Below are 1,039 nucleotides of genomic sequence, written 5' to 3'. Positions count from 1 at the left end.
GGCGCGGTAGATGTTGTAGCCCCAGAAGCCGGTGCCGCCGGAGTACAGGGACTCCAGGCTGGACAGCGAGGGGCCGCCGGCGTTGGTGGCGTCCGGCCAGGTCAGCGAGACCGAGCCGTTCGCGCCGACGGTGACCTGCTGCGGGGTGGAGGGCTCCGACTCACCGTAGGCGGTGGCGGCGGTGATCTCGTAGCTGTAGCCGCCGGCCGCCAGCGAGCCGCCGGTGCCCGCGGTCGGCGCGTTGGCCGGCTGCGGCCCGCCGACCTGGCAGCCCAGGTACATGTGCGACCAGGTGTGCGTGATCCAGTTGAAGTCGGCCTGCTGCTTGAGCAGCTCGTTGACGAAGGCGGAGTCGTTCGGGTAGCCGCTGTCCACCGTCTGGCCCGGGTCGGTGAAGGTCTGGCCGTTCACCGTGGTGCTGCCGGAGCAGTTGGCGCTGGACTCCTCGCCCGTGGTGGGCGCGGTGCAGGCGCCGATCGCGTTGAACGCGAACTCCAGCTTGACGCCGGTCTGCTTCTCCCAGTTGGCCACGTAGTCCACGTCGGCCGCGCTCATCTGCTCGTCCGGCGGGCCGTCGGCCGCGTTGCCGCCGACGCCGGGCGGGCAGAGCACGTCGTTCGGGTCGGTGGCGCCCGGCGTGCACTGGTACTGCCGGCTCCACTCGTTGTCCGAGATGAAGAAGTCGTCCACGTCCTGGCCGAAGTAGTTCCGGTACAGGCCGAGATGGGTGTTCTGGGTGACCCAGTTGATCAGGCCCGGCGCCAGCAGCAGCCAGGGCAGCATGGTGGAGCTGTAGTTGAAGTTGAGCGACAGCTCGGAGACGCCGGCCTGGGCGTCCGTGCTGGGATGCTGGTAGACCGAGGCCAGCAGCTGACCGGCCGAGTTCTGCAGCCAAGGGGTCACCGGGGCGCCGGAGTTGGCGGTCGCCGGGTAGCCGTAGGAGCCGCTCTCGAACGGCACCGGACCCTTGAGCTCGGGCAGTTGGGCCAACGCGGCGGCGGTGAGCTGGGCCGTACCGGAGACCGCTCCGGAGCTCGCC

The 1,039-nt window shown here is 70.3% G+C and carries 1 pseudogene; it reads right to left on the bottom strand.

The features are described 5' to 3' along the window. Positions 1 to 1,039 (bottom strand): annotated as a pseudogene (locus ACZ38L_RS39685) (hypothetical protein); the annotation flags it as partial.

Source organism: Kitasatospora sp. NPDC024654 (assembly GCF_055559155.1).
This window is presented reverse-complemented; position numbering and strand designations above follow the sequence as displayed.